A 23167-nucleotide genomic window follows, 5' to 3' on the forward strand; every position below is an offset into this window, starting at 1 on the left:
TCACAAAAACTGTCGCGGGATGGAGCAGCCCGGTAGCTCGTCAGGCTCATAACCTGAAGGTCGTAGGTTCAAATCCTACTCCCGCAACCAATATTACCTACATAAAACAGTATGTTACGCACCGCCTCAGGGCGGCTTTGTTCATTCTGGGCCAACCCCACTGGAAGCACTGTGGAAGCATCAGGAGCGGAGTCGTCCTGTGGTGAATGTGCAACAAAGGCTAGGCGCCGAGCCAGCGCACGTGTGGTCTACCTTGCTGCACCTCGTTCAGATAGGCAAAAAGGCTGATGGCATCCCCGCCTTTTTCACCCGTCGCGAAGTCTGCCCACAGTCCGCTGTCGAGATTGATCCGAAACGAACCCCGCGACCGATCTGCGCGGGTGGGATTCGGCGCCACCCATTCGCGCCCAATGATCCGGCCATCTGGCAACCATTCGGCCAGTAAAACTTGCAGATTGATCCGGGCCAGTGCGGCAATGGTCGCAAATTCGATGGGCTTCCAGTTACCAGTCATTTGTAACCACCTCCTGAAGACGCGCGATCTCGAACGCTTCTACATCTCCCATGCGATAGCGGACCAATCGGCGATGGCCGGTTGCGGTAAAGGTGTTGAGAACTCTGCCAACACCTCACATGGACTGACCGCAAATTGCCCTGCTCAACTTGGATTTGGTGAAGCGGGTTGCCGGGGCTGAAAATTGCAAAAATTTTCGAAAAACCTTAAACTCAGCAGATTAAGGCCAAAAGCCATTTCCGGTTTTTGACAGCAAAGTCATACGAAAACAGAAAATTCCCGGCTGAATTTTATTTCGTGGAGCCAAAAATATGACTGACAAAAACACCTTTATTGACATGCACACCCACCTGTTCACGGCGCGATATTTGCCGTTGCACAGTATCTTCTACTCGTTCACTTCACTGTATTGGTTTTCGCTTGGGTTGGCCTTTCTGGCGGTTCGTTTGACCCGCATGAGTGACTTCAGCAAACTCGCGACGGAAGAACCTGACCAGGACGATTTGATCGACGCGTTGCTCGATCACGATGTGGACCGGCTTATGCGGGCCATTGCACATCCAGTTCGCGAGAAGATCAGAGAGTATCAATCGACACCCAACCCCAGCCACCAAGATTGGAAGGATATAGAGGAGCTGATCCGAGCCCTGAACGATATTGACCATGATATCAACTATTCAGGGGCCGGCGACCTCCCGATAGGTGTCCAGCTTGTGGGCGGCGACAGAATTTCTGAAAGGTCCGTCTTTGCCGACAGTGGCACGGACGCTGATTTGCTGGATCGGTTTCTGGCCGAGGCCTTCCGGGTCGCTGGTCAAAAAGCGGTAGAAAGCGATTTCTTTCATGAAGCTGCACACTTGCCGTCGGGTGAGGTGTACAAACCTGGATCTGATGCCGGCTTTCGTGCCGTCCGCATTCCAATCGGTCAAATCGGCATTATCTTTCAGTTTCTTGAATTCTTTGTCATCATGACCTTGTCCGAGCGAAACCGGTTCAAAGCGCTCAAGAGGGATTTCAAGAAGGATGGTCAGCCGAGCGACCCGGAAGCCAGCCTTTTCGTGGGTATCCTGCTGGATATGCGCCGTGCCTTCGACAAGCTCAAGGAATTTTGGATGCCCGGATTCCTACCGCCGTATTTTGACTTCACCGAACAAATGGACCGGATGCAGTCACTCGCAGCCGAGAACCCGAATGAATTGATCAATTTTGGGGCAGTTGACCCGTTTCGAGGCGGGAACTGGAAACAGATTGTCGATTCAGGCGTTGCACTAGGGATAACGGGATACAAAATCTATCCGCCCTTGGGGATCCGGCCGATCGATATGCGCGGCTACCAGACACCGGTCGCCCCTGGGCGAAGTCTGGACAAGTACAAAGAAAAAGCGCAGAACCCTGCGCCCTACCCGATGGCACAGGCCAAGATGGGTGACATCATTCGCCATTTCTCCAGCCACAACCTGCGTTTGTTTGCCCATTGCAGCCCGATGGGGTTTGAGGTGGAGAAAGGTTACGGCGTCTATTCCGATCCAGAGTTGTGGAAGCACGCGATGGAGACCCACAATGCCCAGGACCTTTGGTTGTTCCTGGCTCATGGTGGTGGCGCAAAAGAAGTAGATTGGATGGGATGGGCAGCAACCAACAATTTTGACCAAACATTTGCCTATCGTGCTATTCGCTTGGTTGAGGAATTCGACAATGTCTATCTTGGCTTGGGTCATTTTTTGGGAATTCTGGATTCAAAGCTCAAGCCAAAGATATTTCAGCGATTGAAATCAGTACTAGTGGCCAAGAGAACCAAGAACGCACCGCACCATTTCCGGGACAAAGTGTGTTTTGGAACGGATTGGGCGATGCCCCTGATGGTCGGCAGAACCCGTGAATACCTGATCGAATTTGACAAGTTCTTCAGCGATCCACAGATCAGTCCTTGTGCATCTAACTTCTTTGAAGGAAATGCAAAAAAATTCCTGGGTATTTGATGGGTTTTCAGGCTGAAAGTGCCTGACCGGCGTCTAAGAAAACCTGAAATTCCGACGGTTCTGTTTCACACGGACTCCCGATGCAGGGGGCGATCTCTGAATAATATATTGTGCATTGTAAATACATGTTATGTTGGTTGGGGGGTATTTTTATGAGTCGTATTTTGGAAGAGTCTTATAGGGCTTACGAACCTCGTCCTTTTACTGCGGATCAGCGCAAGGATGTCACCCTGTTGTTTGGTGGGGTTACGTGGCGCGCCGAAAAACTGCTGGAAGGCCTGTTCAAAAGTGCGGGTTACAATGCGCAGCGCCTGCCTGATGTGACAGTTGAAGACTTGTACCTGGGACGTGAACTGGCGGATGTCGGACAGTGCTGCCCCACCGCCTTCACAACGGGCAACTTGTCGAGTTTTCTCAGAAACGAAGCCGAGGCTATCGGCGCTGACGAAGTGGCCGAAAAATATGTTTATGTGACCGCCGGGGCCTGCGGAGCCTGCCGTTTCGGTCAATATCACCAAAGCTATGAGCTTGCGCTGAAGAACCTGGGGCTCGAGGCGTTCAGGATGTTTCTGGTTCAACAGCATGAAATCGATCAGTCGAAAGGCAAAGACGCCGGTTTGCAGACTGATATTCACCTGCTGCTGAGCACGGCCTTGGGCATGATGGCAGCGGATGCCATTCAGGATCTGGAATACCAGCTGCGACCCTATGAGCTAGAGCAAGGAGCGACCAACCGGGCGGCGCAGAAGGCGGTTTCCGAGGTATACGACGCCATGCTGAGCAGGCCGAAGCAAATGCCGAAATGGGGATCGGTCCTGTGGCATTCGACGACCCGACGCTTTCTTAAGGCCATGAGGCGTGCGCGCGGCCATTTTGAAGACATCCAGCTTGATCGATTGAGGGTCAAGCCCATGGTCAAGATCACCGGCGAGTTCTATCTGGCCACCGCCGAAGGGGTGCAGAACTACAATATGCACAAATGGCTTGAAGGCGAAGGCGCCGAAGTTCAGCCGGCGCCGATGGTCGTATGGTTCGATTACCTGATGCGGTATGGCGGGCAAAAGCTCAAGCTGGGCTTCGGGATTAAAGACAAAGCGCGACAAAACTATGTTCTGTTGAAACTTGGGCAGCGCTTTTTCAGGTTCAAATACGATCAGATGCGCCGGATGCTTGGGGGCGTTCCCCGTCCGATGCCCGATCAGGACAAGCTGCGGAAACTGGCGGCTCCTTTTTTTGACAACATGATCAACGGGGGTGAAGGTGATTTGCTGATCGCCAAGGCGATCTGGTCGCATACCCAGCGAAAGGCACATATGATTTGCGAGCTGTCGCCCTATGGCTGCCTTCCCAACACAATGAGCATCGGCGCAATGGCGGCCGTACAGGGCCGGTATCCGGACATGCTCTATGCCCCAATCGAGGTAAAAGGGGACAGCGACGTACACGCTTTGTCGCGGTGCCAGATGGTGCTGGCAGACGCCAAGATCCGCGCGCAGGAGGAATTTGAATCTGCTCTTGCCGCCGCCGGGTTGACTGCGGACGAGGCCAGAAAGCGCGCCAAAGAGCATCCCAAGGTCAACACGCCATTTTGGAAAGTTCCCCATCGCGGCGCCGTGGGTACGGCATCCAATGTCGTGCTTGAGCTGGGAAATGCCACGTTGTGAAATTCGCTGGGGTAGATATTGGATCGACAACTGTAAAAGGCGTCGTGGTGGAAGATGGCGAAGTCATCTGGAAAGCCTATGGTCGTCACAAAACACGCCAGGCCGAGAAAACCCTTGAACTGCTGTCGCAGATGGAGCTGGAGGCCGGCCTGACCGCCGGTCGCGATGTTGTCACGTTTACAGGATCCGGGGCAGGGACACTGGCAGATCATGTGAACGCGCGGCAAATCCAGGAGGTTGTCGCCGTCGCCGCCGCCGTCGAAGCGTTGCATCCGGATGTGCATTTCGTGTCTGAAATTGGCGGTGAAGACATGAAGACGTTGTTCTTCACGCCAACTACCGCAGGCAAGGCCAAGCAGGTCTATATGCAATCAGCGTGCAGCGGCGGTACGGGCACCTTTATCGAAAAGTCCGCACGAAAACTGAACATCTCCCCGGACGAGCTGACCACTCTGCCATTCGATGGACAAACCCTTCATCGGATCAGCGCCAAATGTGGGATCTTTGCAGAGACGGACGCAAACAGTCTGGTCAAGGCCGGAGTTCCCAAGACCGAAATCATCGCAAGCTTGTTTGACGCAGTCGTGCGGCAGAACCTGGCGACTTTGACAAAAGGCAACACCCCCACACCATCAGTGCTTTTGCTGGGTGGGCCGAACATGTTCTTTCAAGGTCTTCAGCAGGCTTGGGCAAGCCATTTGGCCGCGCTCTGGGACGAGCGCAATGTCGTATTGGAAGCAGGACAGAGCGTCACCGATGCAATCCTGGTTCCCGGCGATGCCTTGTACTATGCAAGCCTTGGTTGCGTCGAGATATCTCGTCGGGAACAAAATGTATCCCGGGCCTATTCCGGCACGGATGGCCTGAAATGGTGGGTGGAAACAGGCCAACACGGTGAAAAGGCCAAGACCGGGCAAGAGGCCTTGGCCCGGAACGGTGAACTCGTCCGGTTCCTGGAGGATTTTACGCAACCAGTGATCCAGATGCCCCAGCCCGTTGTGGCCGAGACATATTATGTCGGGTGCGATTTCGGCAGCACTACGGTCAAGGCGGTGGCGTTGGACTGCGACGCTGAAATTAAGGCTTCGGTTTATCAGCATAGTCAGGGAAACCCGATCGAAGACGCCAAGTCCGTTTTCCGCAAGTTGCGCGATGCAGGGATCGAGGATATCGGCGCTCTTGGCCTGACGGGGTACGGGAAAGATCTGCTGAAGGATATTTTGGGGGCGGACGTGCCAGTGGTTGAGACGGTCGCACATGCGGCTGCTGCCATGCACATACATCCCGACGCAGACGCGATATGCGACGTCGGTGGGACCGATGTCAAAATCATGCTGTTGCGGCAGAAAGCGGTCGTCGATTTTCGGCTCAATTCCCAATGTTCTTCCGGCAATGGGGCGTTTCTTCAAGGCGTTGCCGAACGCTATGATGTCCGGCTTGAGGATTACGCCGAAAAAGCCTTCAGCGCCAAGCGGATGCCGAAACTCATGATGGGGTGCGGCGTGTTCCTTCAGTCCGACATCGTGAACCAGCAACGCAAAGGGTGGGCGGCAGAAGAAATCATGGCAAGCCTTGCTGCGGTCCTGCCCCTGAATGTTTGGGTCTATGCCGGGCAGTTTCAGAACCTCAAGGCCATCGGCAGGAAGTTTGTTCTGCAAGGTGGAACACATCGAAACCTGGCCGTCGTCAAAGCCCAGATCGATTTCATCAGGGGTAAAATTCCTGACGCGGAAATTACCGTGCACCCTCATGCTGGCGAGGCTGGCGCTTTGGGCGCCGCCCTTCTGGCGCTCGAACATGTGAACACCGGGCAAACGTCCCGCTTCGTCGGGCACGACCGCATCGAAGAGTTGGAATATGTCAGTACAACCAACAGCAAAACCACCTGCAAGTGGTGTGCGATGAACTGTAGCCGGGCCTTTGTGGATGTTCAGATCCCCGGCGGTCGTGGCCGGGCAAACAGCAAGGTTCCTCTGGCGGAAGGGTGGGAGCGGGTGATTACCGGCAATTCTTGCTCGAAAGGGTTGATTGAAGACGCAGCCGAGATGAAAGCGCGAAAAAAGCAAATCGACGAGGAAGCGAATGCCAATCCAAATATTGCAGAAAGCGTTCGCGAAGGCGCCTTTCGCTAAGTCCAAACCACCCAAGCGGGATTTTCGGATCGGCATCCCTCGGGTCCTGAACCAGTGGTCGACGCACAGGTTTTGGACGACATTGTTCGTTGAACTGGGAATCAATCGCCGCAATATCGTCTATTCGTCGGACACATCAGAAGCACAACAGCTGAAATTCGGAAAAGGGCGTGGTGCTGTTGATTGCTGTTACCCCGTCAAGTGCATGTCCGGCCATTATGGTGAATTGCTGGACGGGCAAAAGCGCCCCATTGATATCCTGTTCGTTCCCATAATCCTGACTGTCCCATCCTTTTTGCGGGGTCATGTTCGGGAAAACATGGCCTGCCCGCGCGTTATTGCCGGCCCCGAAAGTACACGAGCCGGATTTCGGCGGGAAAAGGACGTGTTCAAGGAAGTGGGCGTACATTATCTTTCGCCCGCCGTATCCTTGGCAGACCCACAAATTGCGACCCGGCAGCTGTACGATGCCCTGAAGGGCGTAATCACCGACTTGCGCTTGGCTGAACTGCGCGCTGCGGTTTCCAAAGCTTATGACGCCCTTCAAGAGTTTGATCAGAGTCTGCGGCGGCAAAGTCTGGCGGTACTGTCCGAGTGCGCCACACAACATCGGCCTTGCATCCTGGCCTTGGGCCGCCCCTACCACATGGACACCGGAATTGGCCACGCCATTGAAAGTGAGTTGCAGGCCTTTGGTTATCCGATCCTCTGGGGTCAGTACCTGCCATTGGACGCAGAGATACTGGATTGGTTATACGGCGATCTGATCAAAGCTGGCCGAATTCAAAGCCCTTTTGACATTTCGGATATTTGGAAAACGTCTCACAGTGCAAACACCAACGAACTTCTCTGGGCTGCACGCTATGGATCTATTATGCCGTGGATAACCTGTTCAATCCGGTTTTCAAGCTATGAATGCGGAATGGACCAGCCGACTTATTCACCAGTCCAGGAAATTACCGAAGCGCTTGGAACGCTTTTCTTTGTGTTTCAGGATCTCGATGAGACGAAACCTGCCGGCTCTGTCCGAATTCGCGTGGAAACCATTGCTTACTATCTGGAACAGAAATCGCCGAATATCATTCAGAGCAAACTGGAGGCCCTGAAAACAGCACCACCTGAATTGTTGTTGCCAACTTGATCCAACGGCCGATTTTCAGGGCAGTACGGCACCCGTTTGCGGGCGCGAGGCCAAAAGCGGTTCAGGCTGTGTTGGCGTCGCGACGCGAAAGTAGCTTCTGAACAAACAACCTGTGGCTTATCGACTAAGAAAGGGATTTGAGGGATATTTTGCATAGAGCTGGCGCGGGGGCGATGCTTTGCTGAAACACATTGTGGACTCTGAAAATCCGATCGACGATGGAAAAATAAGACGAAAAATGCAAGTTGTTAACGTTGCAGCCTTTATTGCGTCGCTTGGGTTCGGTTTCACAGCTTTCTACCAGTTCCAACTTGGACCAGACTGGAGATATCTCGCATGGGTAAACTTTGGTCTTGGCTTCGCGGCACTTTTGACTATGACGTTGGATCGCTTCGGCCTTGAGGTCAAAGTCGCTTATTTTACAGTGTGGCTATTCCTGTTTCTGGCCCATGACATCAGCGTCGGCAAAAACGGTGAAGATCATCTGGTCTTGCTGGTCGGCCCGCCCTTGCTTTTTTATTTTCTAGGGGCCGCATATTGGCGCTGGATCACTTTGATAACGATCCTCAGCGCAGCTTTGTTTATTTACATATCGCTTGTCGTTCCTTTGCATATACCGCCCGGCGAAACGATTTGGGATATTATTGCGCAGTCATATCGGGACGGATTTGTAAGGCAGCCTCAGGATGTTATTTTCATTGTATTGATTTTGGGAATCGTCTCGGCGCTTTTTTTCACCTCCTATTCTGCAAATGCCGCAATAGATCGATACGAAGATGCTTTGGAAAGGGAATTTGCTGTTTCCGAGCGGCTGATAAATGTTCTTTTGCCTTCGCGCATTGCAAGGCGCATCAAAGCGCACCCGGACAGGTTAATCGCTGAAAGAATTGATGACGCCACAATTCTGTTTTCTGATTTGTCTGGATTTTCTGAATTCGCGGCCGCCAATGGGGCAAGGGCGACGGTCAAATTGCTGGGCTCCGTGTTCTCAGCATTCGATGAACTGGTTTTGAGCTACAAGCTGGAGAAAATCAAAACCATCGGTGACAGTTACATGGTTGCAGGTGGTTTGGACCCCTCGGTCAAAGAGAGGCAACCGGATTCTGTTCGCATGGCTGCGTTGGCGATTGATATGATTGCGACGGTCGAGCAGGTGACAGACAAACTGCATCCAAAGGTGTCCCTGCGGGTCGGAATTCACAAAGGCCCGGTAATCGCAGGTGTAATCGGCGGCGACAAACCGTTTTTTGACGTTTGGGGTGATACAGTCAACATCGCCTCAAGAATGGAAAGCACCGGAGAACCCGGGCGCGTTCAAATCTCACCCGAAGTAAGAGACGAGATAGCCGAATATGTAGATTGCGAGAGACGAGAGGTTATCAATATCAAGGGAAATGGCGAAATCCAACCGTATTGGCTGCTGAAGGTCCACGACAAACCTGCAACGTCACACTCGTCCGAGCGGCTCATCAAAGGCTGAAAACCTTATCTTCTCGGTGAAACGTGCCAATGTCAGTGCGGGTTCAATCAGTGACTGGAATGGGGCGAACCTGGGTCAGTTGAAACAACAGATCACGCGGAGGCAGCTGCGAGCCGCAGCCGGATGGCCTGTTGTGACAGTGAGAGCATTCCTTTGAAGCCCGGCCGCTTTTTCAAAAACGAGCCGCCGGATGAAAACCCCGGCGGCTCGGACCTTGGCGCTTTACGGTGAAACTGGGACAACCGTGGTCAGCGGTTTTATGCGGCAACTTCCTGCTCGGGCGCGCTGAGCGAGATGACAAGCACCACGGCCGCGCCGTTCAGCCAATAAAACACCGCATCCAGTCCTGAGAACCCCAGGACGCTGGGTGCAAACAGGAATGCGATGCCGACAATCAAGTCTACGGCCAGATGGAACTTGTAGGGAAGGACCCGCCAAATCCCAAGGTGGTGATCCGTCAGTACCGTCAGAACAAACGCAGCAACACCGGTGACAACCGACAGCCACAGGGCCAGGGGGTTGGATTGGCCCAATCCCAACAGGAACGGCAACGTCATGAGGGCAATGGCGACGGGGTAGTCGAGGTAAGCATGGACAGAGCGGGTAACGAAACGCAGGGACATCAGATCTTCCTTTTCTCAATCAATGATAAAGGGAAGGTAGGACGCCCAAGCCGAACGCTGAATTCCTGATCGTCTCTAATACCATGCAGATCGTTCAAAAAACCTGGGGGATCAATGCATCGCCCGGTACGCAGCCGGTGACAGCCCAACCTGTTTCTTGAACACGCGTGAGAAAGCCGCCTCGGAGGCATACCCGACCTCGGCCGCTGCATCTGCAACGTTCCATCTTGCCTCGGTCAGGCCGTGGCACGCGATTTGCATCCGCCAATCCGTGAGGTACTGCATCGGCGTAGTGTCCATCTTTTCAGCAAAACGCTGAGCAAAGGCAGTGCGCGACATACCCGCCACACGTGCCAAAGACGCGACGCTCCAGTCCTTGGCCGGGGCCTGGTGGAACGCGGTCAAGGCCCGCGAGATGCGCTGATCAGCAAATCCTGCCAATGCGGAATCCTGCGGGCTCTGACGCTCCAGATAGGCCCGGATCGCCTGTGCGAACAGGGCCTCGGACAGTTTCAGCGCGATCAGGTCGCCACCGATTTTTGCGCCTGAAACCTCAGAGCCGATCATGCGCAGGGTGGCTTCCATCCACGATCCGGCCTCTTCGCCATAATTCTCGATCAGGATATAGGGCGGCAGGCGGTCGATCAGCATATGCCCGGTGCCGTTTCGGCCGGCCGGGCCGGAAAAAGAGAAATGACCGCAGATCAGCTGTGTATCCCGTTCCTCGTCATCACCGCCATAGACCAGCACGCCTTCGCCCGAGTAGCCCGCGCGCTCCAGCACCTGCTCCAGAGGCAATGCGTCCAACGGCTTGACCTCGGCGCAGAGCAATGCGTGTGGCGCCCCGTGGGGGATCAGGATCAGGTCCCCCTGCCTCAACCGCAGCGTTTCGCCCGTGGTCGAGACATGAACCTTCAGCTCACCACGCTGCACAAAATGAAACCGCGCCACGTTTTCGAACCCCGGCACCTGAATTCCGAAGGGCGGAGTGAATGACGTGCGGAAGTAAAACGTGCCGCGCAAGGAAAGGCGGGTGAGAATATCGCTGAGAAGGTCCAACATGTGCCGAAGATACGCAATCTGTGCAATCCGTCCAGATGGCCGAACGGTTTGCACAAAAAATTGCACGTTTGGCAACAAAAAGCCCCCGACAAAGCGGGGGCAATGTCTTACGAGCGAACCAGTTTCTCGTAATCTTCGGCGATTTGGCGGGTCAGGTCGCCGACCTCGAATGTATATTCGCCGATCTGTCCGACAGGCGTGACCTCGGCCGCGGTGCCGGTCAGCCAGCACTGTTCGAAGTCAGCCATTTCTTCGGGCTTGATGCGGCGCTCATGCACGGTGATGCCCTTGTCTTTCAACATCTGGATCACCGTCTGGCGGGTGATGCCGTTCAGGAAGCAGTCTGCCAGCGGGGTGTGCACCTCGCCATCCTTGACGAAAAACACGTTTGCGCCGGTGGCCTCGGCGACATAACCGCGCCAGTCCATGAACAATGCGTCCGAGCATCCTTTGGCCTCGGCCTTGTGCTTGGATATGGTGCAAATCATGTAAAGACCCGCCGCCTTGGCATGGACCGGGATGGTTTCCGGGCTGGGGCGTTTCCATTCGGCGATGTCCAGCTTGGCGCCCTGCAACTTGGCATCGCCGTAATAGGCGCCCCAAGGCCAGACTGCGATGGCCATGCGCACCGGATTGCGCGCCGAGGCCACGCCCATATCCTCGCCCGAGCCACGCCAGACCAACGCCCGCACATATGCGTCCTGCAAACCGCTGGCTTTCAGCGCTTCTTCCTTCGCAGCTTCGATTTCATCAACCGAATAAGGCATCGGCATGTCCAGCGCTTCGGCCGAGGCGATCAGACGCTGGGAATGTTCGCGGCTTTTGAAGATCTTACCGTTGTATGCGCGCTCGCCTTCGAATACCGATGACGCATAGTGCATTGCGTGGGTCAGAATGTGCACATTGGCCTCACGCCAGGGCACCAGCTTGCCATCCATCCAAATGGTGCCATCACGATCATCATACCCCGCCATGCGAAACCTCCTGAACCGGGTTGAGTTTTCGATTGTTGCGCGATTTAGGTCCGGTACGGACACAATATTGCGCAAAAACTGCAATTCGATACCGCTCTACTCTTGGAATGTCAATAACGCTGACATAAACTCGGCCCCGGTAGTAACGAATGAGGCATGATATGTCCGACGTCCGTCCGGCCCCGCGTTATGGGGGCGAGAGCCTTTTGTTTTTGACCGATGAGCAATTGAGGCAGGGGATCGAGGCCATGTTCTTCGCCTATCGTGGCTTTACGGCTGATCCCGACCGCATCCTCGCAGAGATGGCCTATGGCCGCGCCCACCACCGGGCAATCCACTTCATCAACCGCGCGCCGGGCACGACGGTCAACAATTTGTTGGCCATCCTTGGCGTGACAAAACAGTCTCTGAACAGGGTTTTGCGAACCTTGATCGAGGATGGTTTGGTGGAAAGCCGCGTGGGTACAGTGGACAAACGCGAACGCCACCTATTTCTGACAGAAAAGGGGCAGTCGCTGGAAACCACGTTGTCGGATGCTCAGCGGGCAAGAATGCGCGCCGCCTACAAGGATGCCGGTCCCGAAGCCGTGGCCGGATTTCGCAAAGTGCTTGAAGCAATGATGGATGCTGATATGCGTCATGCCTATACGAAACTTCGGGATACGACCACATGAGCGATATGGATGCCCATCTGCTGATTGTTGACGACGACGAGCGCATTCGTGATCTGCTCAAGAAGTTTTTGATGCGAAACGGGTTTTTGGTTACTGCGGCACGGGATGCGGCCCACGCGCGGCGCGTATTGTCGGGGTTGGATTTCGACATGATCGTCATGGATGTGATGATGCCGGGCGAGGATGGTGTCAGCCTGACCCGTGCTTTGCGGGAAACGCATACGACACCGATCCTGCTGCTGACCGCAAAGGGTGAGACGGAACATCGGATCGCGGGCCTCGAGGCCGGGGCGGATGATTACCTGGCAAAACCGTTCGAGCCGAAAGAGCTGCTGTTGCGGATCAACGCGATCCTGCGCCGGATGCCGGAAACGCCGGCAGAAGAAACCACGGCGAAGATCCTGTATCTCGGGCCCATCCGCTATGACATTGAACGCGGCGAGATGTGGCAGGGCGAAGACCCGGTCCGTCTGACCGCAACCGAAAGCCAGTTGATGAAGATATTCTCGGCCCAGCCCGGAGAGCCGATCAGCCGCGCCAAGCTGGTCGAGGATCTGGGGCGCGACAAGGGCCAGGCGCAGGAGCGCGCTGTGGATGTACAGATCACGCGCCTTCGACGCAAAATCGAACAGGACCCCAAGCAGCCACGCTATTTGCAGACTGTGCGGGGCGCAGGGTATATGCTTGCGCCGGATTGAGGTGCCGCTGCGCGGCGTATTTTGGCCTTCGGCGAGGATATTTGTAGCCAGATGAAGATGGGATCCCAATGACGACTGCCCTTTTGACCCATGCCGATTGTCTGGGCCATGTGACACCTGACGGGCACCCGGAACGGGTGGCGCGGCTGGAGCATATATTGCATGCATTGGAAGCGCTGGAGCTGAAGCGGGTGACGGCTCCGCTGGCTGCGGATGACGATCTTCTGCGCATTCACCCCGAGAGCTATATCCGCGACATTCGGGCCGCGCGCCCTGCGGACGGGTTCGCCCAGATCGACGGGGATACGTTCCTGTCTCCGGGATCGGTGGACGCAGCATACCGCGCGGCGGGTGCGGCGGTGCGGGCCGTTGATCTGGTTTTGGGCGGTGAAGCATCGAACGCGTTCTGTGCCATTCGCCCGCCGGGGCACCATGCGGAAACCGAAACGGCCATGGGCTTCTGCCTGTTTGGAAATGCAGCATTGGCGGCGAAACACGCGCTGGACCATCACGGCTTGAATCGTGTGGCCGTGGTCGACTTTGACGTGCATCACGGCAATGGAACCCAAGACCTGTTGTGGGATGAAGCGCGGGCATTGGTGATAACCAGCCAGCAGATGCCTTTGTGGCCCGGATCGGGCCGGCCCGAGGAAACGGGTGTTCATGATACGGTTCTCAACATCCCTCTGGCGCCCGGCAGTGGCGGCGTCGAGATGCGTGCCGCCTATGAAACGAAGGCCTTTCCGCGCTTGCGGGCCTTCAGGCCGGAACTGATCATCATTTCCGCCGGGTTCGACGCCCATCAGGACGACCCGCTGGCCAATCTGAACTGGGCCACTGATGACTTCGCCTGGATCACCGCAGAGCTGTGCAGGATTGCCGACGAGGTTTGCGACGGTCGTATCGTCTCGACTCTGGAAGGCGGGTATGATCTGAACGCACTGGCCCAGGCCACACGCGCCCATGTGGAAGAATTGATAAAGGCAGCCCGATGACCCAGACTCCCGTAGACCAGATGACATTCGAACAGGCGATGAAAGAGCTTGAAGCCGTAGTCGGCCAGCTGGAACGTGGCGATGTCGCGCTGGATCAATCAATTGCGCTGTACGAACGCGGCGCGGCGCTGAAAAAGCGGTGCGAGGAGGAGTTGAAGCGCGCGGAAGAAAAAGTCGCAGCGATCACTCTGGACGCCAGTGGTCAGCCGACCGGTACGACGCCTGTCGAAGGTATGTGAATGTTCCCCGAAAGACTTGCGCAGGATGCTGCCAGCATTCAAAGCCATTTTGATCTGGTTTTGGGCGCGTTTGCAGACGTGGATGTAACCCGGGCCATGGCATATGCCACCCGAGGCGGAAAGCGGCTGCGCGGGTTTCTAGCATTGGAAAGTGCCCGACTGCACGGTGTTGAAGAAGACCGGGCGATCTGGCCGGCCACGGCCATAGAGGCGCTGCACGCTTATTCCCTGGTGCATGACGACCTGCCCTGCATGGATGACGATGACCTGCGCCGCGGGCGGCCCACCGTTCACGTAGAGTGGGATGAGGGCACGGCTGTTCTGGCCGGGGATGCCCTTCAGACGCTTGCTTTCGAACTTTGCACCTGTTCTCAGGTTGGGTCCGCAGACATTCGCGCGGACCTTGCCCTGACCCTGGCCAAAGCCAGCGGCGCACAAGGTATGGTGCTGGGACAGGCGCTGGACATTGCGGCGGAAACGGCCGCCAATCCGCTGACGCTGGACGAAATCACGCGTCTTCAGGCCGGCAAGACGGGCGCCCTGATCGAGTGGTCTGCCTGCGTTGGCGCCGTTATGGCCCGATCCGATCCTGACCCGTTGCGCCGATATGCCCGGGCAATGGGTCTTGCTTTTCAGATCGCAGATGACATCCTTGATATCGAAGGCGATGCCCAAAAGGCGGGCAAGCGATTGCAAAAGGATACCGAGGCAGGGAAAGCCACTTTTGTTTCGCTTTTGGGTCTGCCTGCTGCCAAAGCCCGCGCAAGTGAACTTGTGGATCAGGCCTGCGCCGCTTTGGACGGGTTTGGTCCGAGGGCGGAAACCTTGAAGGAAGCCGCCCGCTTCGTTATTGCCCGGGACAGCTAAGCCAGGAACGCGACACATGTCTGACCGCCCCAATACGCCCTTGCTGGATCTTGTGAACCGTCCTGCGGATCTCAAGCAGTTCTCGGACGCGCAGCTGCACCAGGTCGCACAGGAGTTGCGGGCCGAAACAATTTCGGCGGTTGCCGTGACCGGCGGGCATTTGGGGGCCGGCTTGGGTGTCGTTGAACTGACCACCGCGTTGCACGCTGTGTTTGATACGCCCCGAGACAAGATCATCTGGGATGTGGGTCATCAGTGTTATCCGCACAAAATCCTGACCGAACGACGTGATCGCATCCGCACATTGCGCATGAAGGATGGCCTCAGCGGTTTCACCAAGCGCAGCGAAAGCCCCTATGATCCATTTGGCGCTGCGCATTCCAGCACGTCGATCAGCGCTGCTTTGGGTTTTGCTGTCGCACGGGATCTGGGTGGTGTCACGCCCGAAGGGCTGGGCGACGCAATTGCGGTGATCGGCGATGGTTCGATGTCTGCGGGCATGGCCTTTGAGGCGATGAACAATGCGGGCCACCTGAAAAAGCGTCTGATCGTCATTCTGAACGACAACGAGATGAGCATCGCGCCGCCAGTTGGTGCGTTGTCCAGCTATTTATCGCGTATCTATTCCGAAGAACCGTTTCACGATCTGAAAGCTGCTGCAAAAGGCGCTGTCTCATTGCTGCCCGAGCCATTCCGGGAGGGTGCCAAGCGCGCCAAGGAGATGCTGAAAGGCATGGCGGTGGGCGGCACGCTGTTCGAAGAGCTTGGGTTTTCCTATCTCGGCCCGATAGATGGCCATGACATGGACCAGCTGCTGCCTGTTCTGCGCACGGTCAAAGCACGGGCAACCGGGCCGATTCTGATCCATGTATTGACTAAAAAAGGCAAGGGGTATGCCCCCGCCGAACAGGCCCGCGACAAAGGCCATGCCACGGCCAAGTTCGATGTGGTTACTGGGGAGCAAAAGAAGGCACCTTCAAACGCGCCCTCTTATACGTCTGTATTCGGCAAGGCGCTGGTGGATGAGGCCGCGCGTGACGACAAGATCGTTGCCGTGACTGCTGCGATGCCCGACGGAACTGGCCTCAACCTGTTCGCCGAGCGCTATCCGTCACGTTGCTTTGATGTGGCGATTGCCGAACAGCACGGCGTGACGTTTTCGGCTGCGCTTGCCGCAGGAGGAATGAAGCCGTTTTGCGCAATGTATTCGACCTTTCTGCAGCGTGGTTACGACCAGGTGGTACATGACGTGGCGATTCAGCGCCTGCCCGTACGTTTTGCAATCGACCGGGCAGGTTTGGTCGGGGCTGACGGCGCCACCCATGCGGGGTCGTTCGACATTGCCTATTTGGCCAACCTGCCCGGTATGGTCGTCATGGCTGCCGCAGACGAGGCCGAGCTGATGCATATGGTGGCGACCGCCGCCGCGCATGACGAAGGCCCCATTGCGTTCCGTTATCCGCGTGGCGAAGGAGTCGGGGTGGACTTGCCCGAACGCGGCGAGGTTCTGGAAATCGGCAAGGGCCGCGTTATCCGGGAAGGTGCGCGGGTGGCTTTGCTTTCATTCGGTACACGTCTGGCAGAGGTTCAGAAGGCGGCGGAATCCCTTTCAGCCAAAGGCATAACGCCCACGATTGCCGATGCTCGTTTTGCCAAACCTCTTGACCGTGACCTGATCCTGGATCTGGTATCCCGCCACGAGGCGTTGATCACCATAGAAGAAGGGGCCGTTGGCGGTTTTGGCAGCCATGTCGCTCAACTTTTGGCAGATGAAGGTGTATTTGATCGGGGGTTGAAATACCGTTCGATGGTTTTGCCGGATATTTTCATCGATCAAGCCAGCCCCGCGGACATGTATGCGGTGGCCGGCATGAATGCCGAGCATATCGAAGCGAAAGTTCTGGACGTTCTGGGTGTTGCCTCGATCGGAGAGAAACGCGCTTAGCGCGCCAGTCGGCAGGGCAGCGGAGGTTGCGAGGGCCGAATTCCGTTTGACCTGGAAATATCTGGTGCCGCTGAAGGGACTCGAACCCCCGACCCCATCATTACGAATGACGTGCTCTACCAGCTGAGCTACAGCGGCACCTTAGGTCATATGGAACTGATTATGACCGGATGCGAAGCTTCGTTTAAACCGTCAGTCTGGCGCCTGCAAGCCCGGTCGTAACCGTTTTGACGTTGCTCAGCACGGCTGGGCCTCGAGTTGTGAACCGAAAGCCTGCGGCCAGTCTTTCAAATTGGCGCTCTGATCCGTGAATTTTTTGTGACGATGCGGAATAAAATTGACCCATCTTCTTTATTTTAATAATTCATGAAATATGATAGAAAAGATAATCGATCAGTTTACCATCCTTGGCCACCCGCAGCGCATCACCGTGTTTCGCATGTTGATGCGACGGTTTCCTGACAGGGTTCCCGCGGGCGAGCTGGCAGCGGAGCTGGATATCAAACCCAGTACCATGTCGAACTACCTGAATGCATTGCAGCGGTCGGGATTGGTGAAACAGGAACGATCCGGGACGTCTCTGCTCTATTCGATTGAAATGAAAACTGTGCAGCAGATGCTGGATTTCCTGATCGTGGATTGCTGCCGTGGCCGTCCGGATATCTGCATGCCCTTTCCCAAAGACACCGCGACGAACCGAAAGGTCAATGTGCTGTTCATTTGTTCCGGCAACTCGGCCCGTTCGATTTTTGCCGAATCCTTGCTGCGACAGATCGGCGGCGACCGGTTCAACGTCTATTCGGCCGGGACGCGGCCCAGTTCAGAGCTCAATCCCTTTGCGGTGCAGATTCTGCACGACAAGGGGCACGATATCTCGGGCCTGCGGCCGAAGAATCTGTCCGAGTTTTCGGCGCCGGACGCGCCCGTCATGGATTTTGTCTTTACTGTCTGCAATCAGGCCGCCAACGAGGAATGCCCGGCTTGGGAGGGTCAACCGATAAGTGGCCATTGGGGCGTGGAAGATCCGGTCAAGGCCGAAGGTACCGACGCCGAGAAAAGCCTGGCCTTTCAAACCGCCTATGGTGCACTGAAGCGCCGGATTCAGGCCTTTTCGTCATTGCCGGTCGAAAGCCTTGACCGGATCGCATTGCAATCCGCCGTCGATGAAATCGGGCGTACGCCTACCGAGGAAACGAAATGACCACCTACGCACTGAACGGCCTTGGCCGTATGGGAAAACTGGCCCTGAAGCCCTTGCTTGAAAAAGGCGCAAAGATAGCCTGGATCAACGATGCCGTCGGTGATCCCGAGATGCATGCGCATCTGCTGGAGTTCGACACCGTGCATGGGCGCTGGGACGCGGAATTCGACCATGATGCAGACAGCATCACGGTCAACGGTACCCGCCTGCCGTTCGTTGGCACAAAAGACCTGAGCGCGTTGCCGCTGGACGGTGTTGACGTGGTGATCGACTGCACCGGCGTGTTCAAGACCGAAGCGATGCTGGCACCGTATTTTGACGCTGGGGTGAAGAAGGTTGTTGTCTCTGCTCCGGTCAAGGACGGGCCGACGGCCAATATCGTCATGGGTGTGAATGACGGAACCTACGACCCCGCGGCGCATAGGATCGTGACGGCGGCCTCGTGCACGACAAACTGTCTTGCGCCTGTCGTGAAGGTCATTCACGAAAACCTGGGCATCCGCCATGGATCGATGACGACGATTCACGACGTAACCAACACGCAGACAATTGTGGATCGGCCTGCCAAGGATCTCAGGCGCGCACGCTCGGCCCTGAACTCTTTGATCCCGACCACGACCGGGTCGGCCACGGCCATCACACTGATCTACCCTGAACTCAAAGGGCGGCTGAACGGCCATGCGGTTCGGGTGCCATTGCTGAACGCCTCGTTGACCGATTGCGTGTTCGAGGTTGAGCGTGAAACCACGGTTGAAGAGGTCAACGCCTTCTTCAAAGCCGCTGCCGAAGGCGAACTGAAGGGCATTCTGGGCTATGAGATGCGCCCGCTGGTGTCCACCGATTACACCAATGACGAACGCTCTTCGATCATCGATGCGCCCTCGACCATGGTTGTGAACGGGACGCAGGTGAAAATCTATGCGTGGTACGACAACGAGATGGGTTATGCGCATCGGCTGGTGGATGTCGCGCTGATGGTCGGGGCATCATTGTGACGCAACGCCCCGAAGGACTGTCGGCTTATATCGCGGTCACGGCTGCCTATTGGGCCTTCATGCTGACCGACGGGGCGCTCAGGATGTTGGTGCTGTTGCACTTTCACACCCTGGGCTTTTCACCGGTGCAGCTTGCCTATCTGTTTGTGCTTTATGAAATCGCCGGGATTGTCACCAACCTGTCCGCCGGCTGGATCGCCGCACGGTTCGGGCTGACCTCGACCCTCTATGCTGGGCTGGGGGTGCAGATGGTCGCGTTGCTCGCCATGACGCAGCTTAACCCGAACTGGACCGTCGCGGCTTCGGTCACTTTTGTCATGATCGTGCAAGGGGCCAGTGGAGTAGCCAAGGATCTGGCCAAGATGTCTTCGAAATCGGCGGTCAAATTGCTGGCTCCTTCCGAAGGAGGCGCGTTGTTTCGATGGGTTGCGGTTCTGACGGGTTCGAAAAACGCGGTCAAAGGGCTGGGATTCCTGTTGGGTGCCGCCATGCTTGCAACACTGGGCTTCCTTCCGGCAGTGCTTGCCATGGCCGCCGTTCTGGCGGTGATCCTGGTCGCGGTGATGCTGTTCATGCCAGCGGGTCTGCCGAAGGGGCGCAAGGGCGCAAAGTTCTCTGAGGTTTTTTCAAAATCCGCAAATGTGAACTGGTTGTCCGCGGCGCGTGTCTTCCTGTTCGGCGCGCGGGACGTCTGGTTTGTGGTCGGCATCCCGATCTATTTCTATGCTGTTCTTTCAGATGGCACCGAACAGGGCAATCGGGCCGCGTTCTTCATGATCGGAACATTCATGGCGGTATGGATCATCCTCTATGGCGCCGTGCAGGCCAACGCGCCAAGGATTCTTCGTGCGTCAGATCGAACCGAAGGTGATCTGATCCGTGCCGCACGCAGCTGGGCGGCGATCCTGTTCTGCGTTCCTGCGGCTCTGACACTGGCAGTTTTGCTGTCAAATGGGCCCGAGACCTGGCTGACCCTGACACTGGTCGTCGGGCTTTTGGTCTTTGGTGCGATCTTCGCGGTCAATTCATCGCTGCATTCCTATCTGATTCTTGCCTTCACCCGGTCCGAGCGTGTGACGATGGATGTCGGCTTTTACTACATGGCAAATGCGACGGGGCGGTTGGCCGGCACCGTCTTGTCTGGCCTGACCTATCAGGTCGGAGGGCTGCCCATGGTGCTGGGCACGGCGGCCGTGATGGTCGGGCTTGCCGCGCTGACCTCTGGCAAACTTACGGATCAAACGACTGAGGCGCTGTCATGAGCATTTTTGAACGGTATCTCACGATCTGGGTTGCACTTGCGATGATCGGTGGCGTCCTGATCGGGCTGGCCGCGCCGGGGCTGGTGCACCTGGTGGCAAGCGCCGAAATCGCCAGCGTCAATCTGGTGGTGGCGGTGCTGATCTGGGCAATGGTTTACCCTATGATGGTCAACGTCGATTTCGGCGCAGTCGCCGGAATCGCCCGCCAGCCACGTGGTCTGATTGTGACGCTGGTAGTGAACTGGCTGATAAAGCCTTTCACCATGGCACTGCTGGCCGTCCTGTTTTTCGACTATGTCTTCGCACCCTGGATCGCGCCCGAAGATGCCGCGCAATACACTGCCGGTCTGATCCTGCTGGGGGCCGCCCCTTGCACCGCCATGGTGTTTGTGTGGTCGCAGCTTACCAGAGGCGACGCGACTTACACGCTGGTTCAGGTCTCGGTCAATGATCTGATCATGGTCGTGGCATTTGCGCCGATCGTGGCCTTTTTGCTGGATGTCACCGACATCGAAGTGCCGTGGCAGACTTTGGTTTCGGCCACGGTCCTTTATGTAGTGCTGCCGCTTGTCGCCGGGTTGATCACCCGCCGCAGATTAGGCTCTAAACAAGCGATAGAAGCCTTTTCTTCGCGGGTGAAACTGTGGTCCGTCATGGGATTGATTGCAACCGTGGTCATCTTGTTCGGCCTGCAAGGTCAGACCATTCTGGCGAAACCTACGGTCATCGTTCTGATCGCCGTTCCCATTCTGATCCAAAGCTATGGGATTTTTGCCATTGCCTATGGCGCCGCTTATGCGCTGAAGGTTCCCCACCGGATCGCAGCGCCCTGTGCCATGATCGGGACATCGAACTTTTTTGAACTGGCCGTTGCCGTCGCAATCAGCTTGTTCGGTCTTCATTCCGGCGCGGCACTGGCGACGGTCGTGGGGGTCCTGGTCGAAGTACCGGTGATGCTGTCGCTTGTGGCTTTCGCCAACCGAACACGCCAGCGTTTCCCGGAACCTGCGACATGACAGAATCGGTCAACGCAGCAGGGCGATAATCGGAACTGGCGGCTATGCACCGCCAGCCTTTCAGCAACGTTGCTTCAGAAATCCACGCCGCGCTGTGCTTTGATGCCCGCTTGGAACGGGTGTTTCTCCTCGGTCATTTCCGTGACCAGATCAGCATAGTCACGCAGCGCGTTCGGCGCGTCGCGACCAGTCAGGAATACGCTGGTCTTTTCCGAACGCGTGTTCAAACCTTCGATGACCTGTTCGACCGACAGGTATTCGTAACGCAGGGCGATGTTGATCTCGTCCAGCACAACCAGATCGTATTCGCCGCTGGACATCAGGGCGCAGGCCTTGTCGAAGGCGGCATTGGCAGCCGCAATATCGCGCTCCCGGTCCTGTGTGTCCCAGGTAAAACCTTCGCCCATCGTATGCCATGTCACCAGATCGCGCTCTTCGAAGAAACGGCGCTCGCCGGTTTTCCACTTGCCCTTGATGAACTGCACCACAGCAACCGTCTGGCCCCAGCCCAAGGCACGAATGACCACGCCGAACGCGGCCGAGGACTTGCCCTTGCCCTTGCCGGTATTGATCAGGACCAGACCGCGGCCTGGATCCACGGCCTCGGACACTTTCTTGCGGTGCTGGGCCTGCACCTTCTGCATCTTTTCCTTGTGATCCTGCGCGTCGCTCATTTGGGAACCTCTTTGACTGTTCGGCCCAACCTAGGGGAAGATTGCAAAAGGTAAAGTCATGCTTTGGGGTCTGTAACCGACCGGGCCTTGCCCCGCTCCAGCCCCAACTGGTGTTCGCGCCAGATGACGACAACATTGCCTGCAATCACCAGCGCGGCCCCGATCAGGATTGCAATCGTTGGCAGTTCGTCGAACCAGACATAGCCGATCACGATCGCAAAAAGCATGGTTGCATAGTCATAAGGCGCCAGCATCGAGGCCTGGCCAAACCGATAGGAAGATGTGACCAAAATCTGCGCGACGCCGCCGATCAGGCCCATCATGACCATGATCAGAGCCTGATTCCAGGTGGGCATCGTCCATCCCCAGAATGCTGTCAGAGCGGACAGGAGCGTCGCGGTCATCGAGAAATAGAACACGATGGCCGCAGGGTGATCGACCTTGACCAATTGCCGGATATGGATCTGAACGAAGGCACGGGCGAGGGTTGCGCCCAACACGCATAACGCGCCGATGGTGGCGGCGAATTCCATCTTGGTGGTGCCAATACGTGGCCATATCATGATCAGGACGCCCAGCAGACCCAAAGCCACAGCGCCGATACGGATAAGCCGAATCCGTTCGCCCAGCATGACGGCGGCCAGAATCAGGGTGAAGATCGGTGTCGCATAGCCGATGGCAGTGACTTCCGGCAGGGGCAACAGGCTGAGGCCGGTAAAGGTAAGACCCATGGCGCTTGTCCCCAGAACACCGCGCCAGAAATGGCCCATGGGTTTCTTGACCACAAAGCCTTTCGACAACTCCCCCCGCGCGATGAGCCAAAGAATGATCACGGGGATTGCGAACAGGGACCGGAAAAACACCAATTGGCCCGGCGGGAATTCATCTGAAAGTGCTTTGACCAGCGCGGACATCGACGTGAACAGGAACAAGGCGCACAGCTTCAGCGTTACGGCAAGCAGAGGTCGATGCGAAGTTAAGGGTTTTGTCATCGGCGCGAACCTGCGTCTTTGACGGGCAAAGATCAACGGG

General features: G+C 56.5%; 21 protein-coding genes and 2 tRNA genes. 16 read left to right on the forward strand and 7 right to left on the reverse strand.

Annotated features, from left to right (window positions below; all coding sequences use genetic code 11):
- Nucleotides 1-13: 13 nt before the first annotated feature.
- A tRNA-Met gene (locus ACR0FB_RS16280) sits at nucleotides 14-90 on the forward strand.
- Between the two features lie 130 nt (nucleotides 91-220).
- Here ACR0FB_RS16280 and ACR0FB_RS16285 read toward each other — a convergent pair.
- Nucleotides 221-514, reverse strand: coding sequence for a hypothetical protein (locus ACR0FB_RS16285; RefSeq protein ID WP_480621429.1), 294 nt, complete (start codon nucleotides 512-514; stop codon nucleotides 221-223).
- A 446-nt stretch (nucleotides 515-960) separates the two neighbouring features.
- Between ACR0FB_RS16285 and ACR0FB_RS16290 the strand changes: the two genes are divergently transcribed.
- The 5 genes from ACR0FB_RS16290 to ACR0FB_RS16310 all read left to right on the forward strand — a co-directional run bounded on the left by ACR0FB_RS16290 (nucleotide 961) and on the right by ACR0FB_RS16310 (nucleotide 8910).
- The gene (locus tag ACR0FB_RS16290) at nucleotides 961-2493 is read left to right on the forward strand and encodes an amidohydrolase family protein (protein ID WP_480621430.1); all 1533 of its coding nucleotides are present in this window, start codon (nucleotides 961-963) and stop codon (nucleotides 2491-2493) included.
- A gap of 152 nt (nucleotides 2494-2645) precedes the next feature.
- On the forward strand, nucleotides 2646-4157 hold the full coding sequence (locus ACR0FB_RS16295; RefSeq protein ID WP_480621431.1) for a hypothetical protein: 1512 nt from the start codon (nucleotides 2646-2648) through the stop codon (nucleotides 4155-4157).
- Complete coding sequence (locus ACR0FB_RS16300; protein WP_480486260.1) at nucleotides 4154-6289, forward strand: BadF/BadG/BcrA/BcrD ATPase family protein; 2136 nt, start codon at nucleotides 4154-4156, stop codon at nucleotides 6287-6289. The genes ACR0FB_RS16295 and ACR0FB_RS16300 overlap by 4 nt, the downstream gene beginning before the upstream one ends.
- Nucleotides 6240-7430, forward strand: a complete 1191-nt coding sequence (locus ACR0FB_RS16305; protein ID WP_171724776.1) for an acyl-CoA dehydratase activase-related protein — start codon at nucleotides 6240-6242, stop codon at nucleotides 7428-7430. Before ACR0FB_RS16300 ends, ACR0FB_RS16305 begins: the two co-directional genes overlap by 50 nt.
- A 178-nt stretch (nucleotides 7431-7608) precedes the next feature.
- Entirely contained in the window at nucleotides 7609-8910 is a 1302-nt protein-coding gene (locus ACR0FB_RS16310; RefSeq protein ID WP_171638420.1) for an adenylate/guanylate cyclase domain-containing protein, read from the forward strand.
- A gap of 257 nt (nucleotides 8911-9167) precedes the next feature.
- On the opposite strand, the gene ACR0FB_RS16315 is transcribed toward ACR0FB_RS16310, so the two are convergent.
- From ACR0FB_RS16315 to ACR0FB_RS16325, 3 genes are all read right to left on the reverse strand, one after another.
- Entirely contained in the window at nucleotides 9168-9533 is a 366-nt protein-coding gene (locus ACR0FB_RS16315; protein ID WP_480621432.1) for an SPW repeat domain-containing protein, read from the reverse strand.
- Nucleotides 9534-9644: 111 nt separating this feature from the next.
- A complete protein-coding gene (locus ACR0FB_RS16320) occupies nucleotides 9645-10595 on the reverse strand; it encodes an AraC family transcriptional regulator (protein ID WP_171638422.1) in 951 nt (316 codons plus the stop codon).
- A 107-nt stretch (nucleotides 10596-10702) separates the two neighbouring features.
- Nucleotides 10703-11569 carry a branched-chain amino acid aminotransferase gene (locus ACR0FB_RS16325; protein WP_171638424.1) on the reverse strand — a complete coding sequence of 289 codons (867 nt, stop codon included), beginning with the start codon at nucleotides 11567-11569 and terminating at the stop codon, nucleotides 10703-10705.
- A 161-nt stretch (nucleotides 11570-11730) separates the two neighbouring features.
- Here ACR0FB_RS16325 and ACR0FB_RS16330 point away from each other — a divergent pair, with 161 nt between their 5' ends.
- From ACR0FB_RS16330 to dxs, 6 genes are all read left to right on the forward strand, one after another.
- Complete coding sequence (locus tag ACR0FB_RS16330) at nucleotides 11731-12243, forward strand: MarR family winged helix-turn-helix transcriptional regulator (protein WP_171638426.1); 513 nt, start codon at nucleotides 11731-11733, stop codon at nucleotides 12241-12243.
- The gene (locus ACR0FB_RS16335) at nucleotides 12240-12941 is read left to right on the forward strand and encodes a response regulator (protein ID WP_480621433.1); all 702 of its coding nucleotides are present in this window, start codon (nucleotides 12240-12242) and stop codon (nucleotides 12939-12941) included. Before ACR0FB_RS16330 ends, ACR0FB_RS16335 begins: the two co-directional genes overlap by 4 nt.
- 68 nt (nucleotides 12942-13009) lie before the next feature.
- Nucleotides 13010-13936 (forward strand): histone deacetylase family protein, encoded by a 927-nt coding sequence (locus tag ACR0FB_RS16340; protein ID WP_210093597.1) that lies wholly within the window; start codon nucleotides 13010-13012, stop codon nucleotides 13934-13936.
- Entirely contained in the window at nucleotides 13933-14175 is a 243-nt protein-coding gene (locus ACR0FB_RS16345) for an exodeoxyribonuclease VII small subunit (protein WP_152459693.1), read from the forward strand. Before ACR0FB_RS16340 ends, ACR0FB_RS16345 begins: the two co-directional genes overlap by 4 nt.
- On the forward strand, nucleotides 14176-15042 hold the full coding sequence (locus ACR0FB_RS16350) for a polyprenyl synthetase family protein (protein WP_171724771.1): 867 nt from the start codon (nucleotides 14176-14178) through the stop codon (nucleotides 15040-15042).
- Between the two features lie 16 nt (nucleotides 15043-15058).
- A complete protein-coding gene (gene dxs / locus ACR0FB_RS16355; protein ID WP_171638434.1) occupies nucleotides 15059-16987 on the forward strand; it encodes a 1-deoxy-D-xylulose-5-phosphate synthase in 1929 nt (642 codons plus the stop codon).
- A gap of 62 nt (nucleotides 16988-17049) precedes the next feature.
- Here the strand turns inward: dxs and ACR0FB_RS16360 are convergent.
- A tRNA-Thr gene (locus ACR0FB_RS16360) sits at nucleotides 17050-17125 on the reverse strand.
- Between the two features lie 235 nt (nucleotides 17126-17360).
- Between ACR0FB_RS16360 and ACR0FB_RS16365 the strand changes: the two genes are divergently transcribed.
- The 4 genes from ACR0FB_RS16365 to arsB are packed head-to-tail and all read left to right on the forward strand — an operon-like array spanning nucleotide 17361 to nucleotide 21461.
- Nucleotides 17361-18188 carry an arsenate reductase/protein-tyrosine-phosphatase family protein gene (locus ACR0FB_RS16365; protein ID WP_480621434.1) on the forward strand — a complete coding sequence of 276 codons (828 nt, stop codon included), beginning with the start codon at nucleotides 17361-17363 and terminating at the stop codon, nucleotides 18186-18188.
- Nucleotides 18185-19183 (forward strand): ArsJ-associated glyceraldehyde-3-phosphate dehydrogenase, encoded by a 999-nt coding sequence (locus ACR0FB_RS16370; protein WP_480621435.1) that lies wholly within the window; start codon nucleotides 18185-18187, stop codon nucleotides 19181-19183. The genes ACR0FB_RS16365 and ACR0FB_RS16370 overlap by 4 nt, the downstream gene beginning before the upstream one ends.
- On the forward strand, nucleotides 19180-20445 hold the full coding sequence (arsJ, locus tag ACR0FB_RS16375) for an organoarsenical effux MFS transporter ArsJ (RefSeq protein ID WP_480621436.1): 1266 nt from the start codon (nucleotides 19180-19182) through the stop codon (nucleotides 20443-20445). The genes ACR0FB_RS16370 and arsJ overlap by 4 nt, the downstream gene beginning before the upstream one ends.
- Entirely contained in the window at nucleotides 20442-21461 is a 1020-nt protein-coding gene (gene arsB, locus ACR0FB_RS16380; RefSeq protein WP_480621437.1) for an ACR3 family arsenite efflux transporter, read from the forward strand. The genes arsJ and arsB overlap by 4 nt, the downstream gene beginning before the upstream one ends.
- A 74-nt stretch (nucleotides 21462-21535) precedes the next feature.
- Here arsB and cobO read toward each other — a convergent pair whose 3' ends face one another.
- Both cobO and ACR0FB_RS16390 read right to left on the reverse strand, forming a co-directional pair.
- Nucleotides 21536-22135 carry a cob(I)yrinic acid a,c-diamide adenosyltransferase gene (gene cobO, locus ACR0FB_RS16385; protein ID WP_480621438.1) on the reverse strand — a complete coding sequence of 200 codons (600 nt, stop codon included), beginning with the start codon at nucleotides 22133-22135 and terminating at the stop codon, nucleotides 21536-21538.
- Nucleotides 22136-22191: 56 nt separating this feature from the next.
- Nucleotides 22192-23127, reverse strand: a complete 936-nt coding sequence (locus tag ACR0FB_RS16390; protein ID WP_480621439.1) for a DMT family transporter — start codon at nucleotides 23125-23127, stop codon at nucleotides 22192-22194.
- Between the last annotated feature and the right edge of the window lie 40 nt (nucleotides 23128-23167).

The organism is Ruegeria sp. P10, from assembly GCF_056534925.1.